Source organism: Clavibacter sp. (assembly GCF_014802555.1).
Classification (GTDB): domain Bacteria; phylum Actinomycetota; class Actinomycetes; order Actinomycetales; family Microbacteriaceae; genus Clavibacter; species Clavibacter sepedonicus.
Window position 1 is genome coordinate 45,613 of the sequence record NZ_JAAVCB010000035.1, and the last position, 7,201, is coordinate 52,813.

Below are 7,201 nucleotides of genomic sequence, written 5' to 3' on the forward strand. Positions count from 1 at the left end.
GCTCCGCACCCGCGACGGGGCGGACGGAGGAAGGACCGGCGTGCACATCCACCGCATCGAGGACCTCTCCTCTCCGGGCCTCGAGGACTACTCGCGGCTCACCGACGTGGCCCTCCGTCGTGTGAGCGAGCCCGCGGGCGGCCTCTACATCGCCGAGTCGACCAAGGTCATGGGCCGCGCGCTCGCCGCGGGGCACGTGCCGCGCTCGGTGCTCGTGCAGGAGCAGTGGCTCGACGACGTCGCGCCGCTCCTCGAGGGCTTCCCCGACGTGCCCGTCTTCGTCGGCGCGGCCGCCGTGCTCGAGCGGCTCACCGGCTACAACCTGCACCGCGGAGCGCTCGCGGCCATGCACCGTCCGCCGCTGCCCGCGGTCGCCGACGTCCTGCGGGACGCGCGCCGGGTGGTCGTGCTGGAGGACATCGTCGACCACACGAACGTCGGCGCGATCTTCCGCGCGGTGGCGGGCATCGGCGCCGACGCCGTGCTGATCACCCCGCGCTGCGCCGACCCGCTCTACCGGCGGAGCGTGCGCGTCAGCATGGGCACCGTGCTGCAGGTGCCGTGGACCCGTCTGCCCGAGTGGTCGGAGGCGGCGCCGCTCCTGCACGAGGCCGGCTTCCACCTCGCCGCGCTCGCCCTGGAGGACGATGCGGTCACCCTCGACGCCTTCGCGGCGGATGCGCCCGAGCGGATCGCGCTCGTGCTCGGCACCGAGGGCGACGGCCTCAGCCGCCACGCGCTCCGCCACGCGGACTCGACCGTCGTGATCCCCATGCTGCACGGCGTCGACTCGCTCAACGTGGCCGCGGCGAGCGCCGTCGCGCTCTACGCGCTGCGGGTCCCCGCGTGAGCCGCGTCCGCCGCGTCACCCTGGCCGGCGTCGCCGCGGCGCTCATCGTCTCCGCGGGTGTGTACGTCCCCGTCACCCTCACGGCGGATCCGCCCGCCGCGGTCGCCCAGGTCGACGCCCCGTCGCCCGTCGTCAACGTCCCCACGCCCGAGAGCTGGCCGGCCGATGGCGTCTCCGCCGTCGGCGCCATCGGGTTCGACGGCGTCCTCGCGACGAACGAGGCCGCGCCCGTGTCCCGGCCGATGGCGAGCATCACCAAGACCGTGACGGCCCTCGTCGTGCTGGAGGCGAAGCCGCTCGCGCCCGGCGAGGACGGGCCGCAGGTCACCTTCACCGCCGAGGACGAGGCGCTCCGCGGCGAGATCCTCAAGCAGGACGGGATCGTCGAGCCCGCCGTGCCGGGCACGAGCCTCTCGCAGCGGGACCTCCTGGAGGGCGCCCTGCTCGCGAGCGCCAACAACTACGCGGCGGCGCTCGGGGTCTGGGCGTACGGCTCGAACGACGCCTTCGTCGCGGCCGCGAACGCCTGGCTCGCCGACCAGGGCCTCACAGGCACGCACGTCGCGGACGCGATGGGCCTCTCGCCCGAGACCGTGAGCACGACGGCCGACCTCGTCCGCATCGGCGAGATGGTGCTCGCCGACCCGGTGCTCTCGGGCATCGTCGACCAGCGCAGCGCCGACGTGGCGGGGGTGGGGACCGTGGAGAACCGCAACATGCTCGCGGACGTCCCCGGGTTCCGCGGCATCAAGACCGGCACGCTCGAGCAGGCGGGCAAGTGCCTGCTCTGGGCGGTGGACACGAAGGTCGGCGACCGGGACGTGACCCTGGTGGGCGTGACCCTCGGCGCGCGGGACCACGCGGAGCTCGCCAGGCAGGTGACGGCGCTGCTGCCGACGGTCACGGCGAACCTGCACGTCGTGCAGGTGGCCACGGCGGGGGAGCCGTTCGCCGACTACACGACCGCATGGGGCGCGACCGCCCAGGCCGTCGCCGGCGAGGACGAGTCGCTGCTCGTGTGGGGCGACACGCCCGTGACGACGACGGTCGAGGCATCCGGATCCGGGGAGGCCCCCGCCGGCACCGCGGTCGGCACGGCCACGGTCACGGCCGGGCAGCAGACGGTGCGGGTGCCGCTGGCGCTCGACCGCGCGATCCCGGGCCCCGACGGCTGGTGGCGCCTGGGCAACCCGGGCGAGCTGCTCGGCTGACGGATCTGGCGGGCGCTCAGCTCCCGGCGTCGACGCGCGTCCACGGCGACGCGTCCGGCCGCTTGGCCGTGCGTCCGTCGCCCGAGGATTGGTGGCGGAGGCGCCGCAGCACCCACGGCACGAAGTACGAGCGCGCCCAGTCGATGTCGCCGGCGCGCGCCTGGCTCCAGATGCGCTGCGGCAGCGGCTCGGGCTTCAAGGGCTCCAGGTCGTTCTCCACGGCGAGCGCCTGCAGCACCATGCGCGCCACGGTGTGGTGGCCGAGCGGCGCGAGGTGCAGCCGGTCGACGTCCCACATGCGCGGATCCTGGATCTCGGTGAGCGCCCACTGGTCGGCCACGATGCAGTCGTGCCGGGCGGCGACCGCGCGGATGTCCTCGTTGTAGATCGCGACCTTGCCGCGCAGTCGGCCGAAGACGGGGGAGAACCTCACGTCGGTGCCGGTGAACAGCACCACGGTCGCGCCCTCGGAGGAGAGCCGGGCGACCATGCCGTCGAGGCGCTCCGCGAGGCGGTCGGGGTCTGCGCCGGGCCGGAGGATGTCGTTGCCGCCCGCCGAGAGCGAGACGAGGTCGGGGTGCAGCGCGAGCGCCGGCTCGACCTGCTCGTCGGCGATCTGCCCGAGCAGCCGCCCGCGGATGGCGAGGTTCGCGTAGGCGAACCCCTCGACCTGCTCGGCCAGCACCTCGGCCACGCGGTCGGCCCAGCCCCGGTGCCCGCCGGGGCTCCCCGGCTCGGGATCGCCGATGCCCTCCGTGAAGGAGTCGCCGAGGGCGACGTAGCGGCGCCAGGGGTGGGGCTCGGTCATGTGGATCCTTCCGGGTAGGGCCTTCCCATCATAGGAAGGCGTCCGGACGCCACCGGGAATGCCCGTCCGTGCACAATGGTTGAGAGTTCAACAAGCCCGTGAACGACCCGACGAACGAGGACCCATGCCCGACCTGCTCTCCGCCGCCACGACCATGGGCCCCGTGACCCTGCTGGTCGGCGACCTCGACCGCATGACCGCCTACTACCGCGACGCCGTCGGGCTCGAGCAGCTCGACGAGGGTGCCGAGTCCACGACGCTCGGACGCGGTGGCGTCCCCGCCGTCGTCCTCGAGCCCGCGCGCGGCCACGACCTCCCGAGCCCGGGGAACGCGGGCCTCTTCCACACCGCCGTGCTCTTCGACGAGCCCGCCGCGCTCGCCCGCTCCGTCGCCTCGGTCGCCCGGCGTGCGCCCGGCACCTACACCGGCAGCGCCGACCACCTCGTCAGCCGCGCCTTCTACTTCACCGACCCCGAGGGCAACGGCGTCGAGCTCTACACCGACCGTCCCCGCGACGAGTGGACGTGGCAGGACGGCCACGTCGTCATGGACAGCCTGCGGCTCGACCCGAACGCGTTCCTCCGCGACGAGCTCGCGCCGGTCGACGACGCCGCGTCCGACGCGGCGGGGATCGGCCACGTGCACCTGCAGGTGGGCGACACGGAGACGGCGTCCGCGTTCTACGTCGACACCCTGGGCTTCGAGCTCGTGGCCGGCTGGCACGGATCCGCGATCTTCGTCTCCGCGGGCGGGTACCACCATCACATGGCGATGAACACCTGGAACAGCCGGGGCGCCGGGCGACGGCCCGCGACGCTCGGCCTCGGCACGGTGCGCATCGAGGTGCCGACGCGCGACGAGGTCGAGGCGGTGGACGCGCGCCTCCGGTCGGCGGGCGTCGCCACGCGCGACGACGGCCGTGCGCTCGCCTTCGAGGACCCGTGGGGCAACGCCCTGGTGCTGTCCGCCTCCTGAGCGCCGGTCGTCGGCGGGGCGGACCGGCGGACCGGCGGGGGAGACTGGGCGCATGACGCCCGACGCCCCGGCCGACCCGCTCGCGCACCTCGACGACGCGCTCCTCGACCGGATCCGCGCACGGGCTGCCGGCTACGACGCCCGCAACGCGTTCTTCGCGGAGGACCTCGACGAGCTGCGGGACGCCGGCCACCTCCGGCTCCTCGTGCCGCGCGCGCTCGGCGGGTCGGGCGCATCCCTCGCCGACGCCGTGCGCGCGCAGCACCTCCTCGCCCAGGCCGCGCCCGCCACGGCGCTCGGCGTCGGGATGCACCTCGTCTGGACCGCCGCCGCCCGGATCCTGGCCGACCGCGGCGACGACTCGCTCCGCGGCGTCCTCGAGGACGCCGGCCGCGGCGAGCTGCTGGCCTTCGCGATCAGCGAGCCCGGCAACGACCAGGCGCTCGCCGACGCGCTCACGCGGGCCGAGCCCGACGCGGACGGCGGGTACCGGTTCACGGGCACCAAGGTCTCCTCCAGCATGGCGCCCGCCTGGACGAGGCTCGGTCTCTTCGGACGCGACGGCACGGATCCGGAGCGGCCCCTCCTCGTGCACGCCTTCGTGCCGCGCGACGCCGCCGGCCTCGAGATCGTGCCCGACTGGGACACGCTCGGCATGCGGGCGACCCAGAGCCACACGGTGATCCTGCGGGACGTGCGCGCGAGGCCCGCCGACGTGGTCCGCCGCCGCGAGCACGGCCGTCGCGACGACCCGTTCGTCCTCGCCGTGCTGCAGGCGTTCGAGCTGCTCATCGCCGCCGTGTACGCGGGGATCGGGCAGCGCGCGCTCGACCTCGCCGTGGAGTCCGCGCTCCGCCGCACCTCGCGCGCGGCCGGCGGCGCGACGCTCGCGGCCGACCCCGGGATCCGGCACCTCGTCGCGGAGGCGGCCCTCGCGCAGGACGCGCTCCTCCCGCAGCTCACGGCGCTCGCCGCCGACGTCGACCGCGGCGTCGACCACGGCGACCGCTGGGCGTCCCTCCTCGTCGGCGCCAAGGTCCGGGCGACCCGCACGGCGGCCGAGGTCGTGCAGCGCGCGGTCGCGGTCGCGGGCGGCGGATCCTTCCAAACGGGCGACGAGCTCGGCCGCCTGTACCGGGACGTGCTCGCCGGCGGCTTCCACCCCTCGAGCGACCGGCAGACCGCGGAGACCATCGCGACCACGCTGCTCGGACCGGTCCCGCGCACGTCCTGAGCGCCTGCCGGACGGACGGTGGGAGCTGATGCGGCGCCGTGCGCGGCGACGCGCCCGGCCCGTCGCGGAGGCCCGGATCCGCCCGGGTCGCGCGCCGCCGACGCGAGGCCGCATGCGACACGGATCCGCCCGCCGCGAGCAGCTCGCGCGCCCCGGCGATCGACGGGAGCGTCCCCGGGTGCGGGTATCGTGAGGTCGAGTGAGCACCCTCCCGACCCCTCCACCGCACGTCGGATCCGCCGCGGCCGAGCACCTCTCGCCGGCCTTCCCGGAGCGCGCCGCCTGGGGCACCGTCAGCAAGCTGCGGGCCTGGCAGGAGGAGGCGCTCACCGCGTACTTCGAGAAGGAGCCGCGGGACTTCCTCGCCAACGCGACGCCGGGCGCCGGCAAGACCACGTTCGCGCTCCGTCTCGCGTCCGAGCTGCTGCACCGCAAGACCGTCGACCGGATCGCCGTGGTCGCCCCCACCGAGCACCTCAAGAAGCAGTGGGCCGACGCGGCCGCGCGCGCGGGCGTCCGCCTCGATCCCATGTACAGCAACTCCTCCGGCGCGCTCGGCCGGCACTACCACGGGGCCGCCGTCACGTACGCGCAGGTCGCGGCGAACCCCTACCTGCACAAGACGATGACCGAGTCGAGCCGCACCCTCGTGATCCTCGACGAGGTCCACCACGGTGGCGACGCGCTCAGCTGGGGCGACGCCATCCGCGAGGCCTTCGAGCGCGCGACCCGACGCCTCTCGCTCACCGGGACGCCGTTCCGCTCCGACACCGCGCCCATCCCGTTCGTCAGCTACCTCCGCGACCACCGCGGCGTCCGCCTCTCGCAGACCGACTACGACTACGGCTACTCACGCGCGCTGGCCGACGGCGTTGTGCGGCCCGTCATCTTCCTCGCCTACGCCGGCAGCATGCGCTGGCGCAACAAGATGGGCGACGAGATGGAGGCGCAGCTCGCCGAGGGGAACACCAAGGACATCACGTCGCAGGCGTGGCGCACGGCGCTCGCCCCCGACGGCGAGTGGATCCCGCAGGTGCTCGCCGCCGCCGACCGGCGCCTCAGCGAGGTGCGGCAGTCGATCCCCGACGCCGGCGGCCTGGTCATCGCGACCGACCACACGACCGCGCGGGCCTACGCGGCGATCCTGCAGCGGATCAGCGGGCAGCCCGTCACCCTCGTGCTCTCCGACGACGTCGAGGCGAGCGCCAACATCGACCGCTTCTCCGCGAGCACCTCGCGCTGGATGGTCGCGGTGCGCATGGTCTCCGAGGGCGTCGACGTGCCGCGGCTCGCCGTGGGCGTCTACGCCACCAGCGCGTCCACGCCGCTGTTCTTCGCGCAGGCCGTCGGGCGCTTCGTCCGGGCCAGGCGCCGCGGCGAGACGGCGTCGATCTTCCTGCCGAGCGTCCCCAACCTCCTCGTGCTCGCCAACGAGCTGGAGCGCCAGCGGGACCACGCGCTCGACCGCGACTCCTCGAAGGAGGGCGACCTCTACAACCCCGAGGACGCCATGATGGGCGAGGCGAACCGCAGCGAGAAGGGATCCGACTCCCTGCTGAGCGAGTTCTCGTTCGAGGCCATGGGGTCTGAGGCCACGTTCGACAAGGTGCTCTTCGACGGCGCCGAGTTCGGGCAGATGGCCGACGTCGGCAGCCTCGAGGAGGAGGAGTTCATCGGGCTCCCCGGCATCCTCGAGCCCGAGCAGGTGCGCGAGCTCCTCGCCCAGCGGCAGCACCGCCAGTCGAGGCACGCGAGCGAGCGCGAGCGGAAGCAGGCCGAGAGCGGCGCGCCGAAGGACCCCGACGACATCCCGCTGTACCGCACGCTCAAGGAGCAGCGCCAGCTCCTCAACAGCCTCGTCGGCATGCGCGCGAAGCTGCACGGCGAGCCGCACGGCCTCGTGCACGCCGAGCTCCGTCGCGTGTGCGGCGGACCCGCGGTCGGCCAGTGCAGCGTGACGCAGCTGCAGCAGCGCATCGACCAGCTCCGGAAGTGGATGCGCAGCTAGCTGTACTCGGCCGTGACGTTGGTGACACTTCGGGGCGTGTGAAGAGGCCTCCTGGCTTGATGGAGCTGTTCAGTTCAACCATCGCCAGGAGGCCTCGATGTCCCACGGTAATGC

General features: G+C 74.3%; 6 protein-coding genes. 5 read left to right on the forward strand and 1 reads right to left on the reverse strand.

Features of this window, described 5'->3' with window-relative positions:
- Window positions 1-40 precede the first annotated feature (40 nt).
- Together HDR73_RS04525 and HDR73_RS04530 are read left to right on the forward strand one after the other, a co-directional pair.
- Window positions 41-850, forward strand: a complete 810-nt coding sequence (locus HDR73_RS04525; protein ID WP_041464599.1) for a TrmH family RNA methyltransferase — start codon at window positions 41-43, stop codon at window positions 848-850.
- The gene (locus tag HDR73_RS04530; RefSeq protein ID WP_012299280.1) at window positions 847-2,061 is read left to right on the forward strand and encodes a D-alanyl-D-alanine carboxypeptidase family protein; all 1,215 of its coding nucleotides are present in this window, start codon (window positions 847-849) and stop codon (window positions 2,059-2,061) included. The genes HDR73_RS04525 and HDR73_RS04530 overlap by 4 nt, the downstream gene beginning before the upstream one ends.
- Before the next feature lie 16 nt (window positions 2,062-2,077).
- Here HDR73_RS04530 and HDR73_RS04535 read toward each other — a convergent pair whose 3' ends face one another.
- Window positions 2,078-2,869: an SGNH/GDSL hydrolase family protein gene (locus tag HDR73_RS04535; RefSeq protein WP_012299279.1), complete on the reverse strand. Its 792-nt coding sequence runs from the start codon at window positions 2,867-2,869 to the stop codon at window positions 2,078-2,080.
- Between the two features lie 124 nt (window positions 2,870-2,993).
- Between HDR73_RS04535 and HDR73_RS04540 the strand changes: the two genes are divergently transcribed.
- From HDR73_RS04540 to HDR73_RS04550, 3 genes are all read left to right on the forward strand, one after another.
- Window positions 2,994-3,845 carry a VOC family protein gene (locus HDR73_RS04540; RefSeq protein ID WP_012299278.1) on the forward strand — a complete coding sequence of 284 codons (852 nt, stop codon included), beginning with the start codon at window positions 2,994-2,996 and terminating at the stop codon, window positions 3,843-3,845.
- A gap of 52 nt (window positions 3,846-3,897) precedes the next feature.
- Window positions 3,898-5,079, forward strand: a complete 1,182-nt coding sequence (locus HDR73_RS04545) for an acyl-CoA dehydrogenase family protein (protein ID WP_012299277.1) — start codon at window positions 3,898-3,900, stop codon at window positions 5,077-5,079.
- A 199-nt stretch (window positions 5,080-5,278) separates the two neighbouring features.
- Window positions 5,279-7,087 (forward strand): DEAD/DEAH box helicase, encoded by a 1,809-nt coding sequence (locus tag HDR73_RS04550; RefSeq protein WP_012299276.1) that lies wholly within the window; start codon window positions 5,279-5,281, stop codon window positions 7,085-7,087.
- Window positions 7,088-7,201 lie beyond the last annotated feature (114 nt).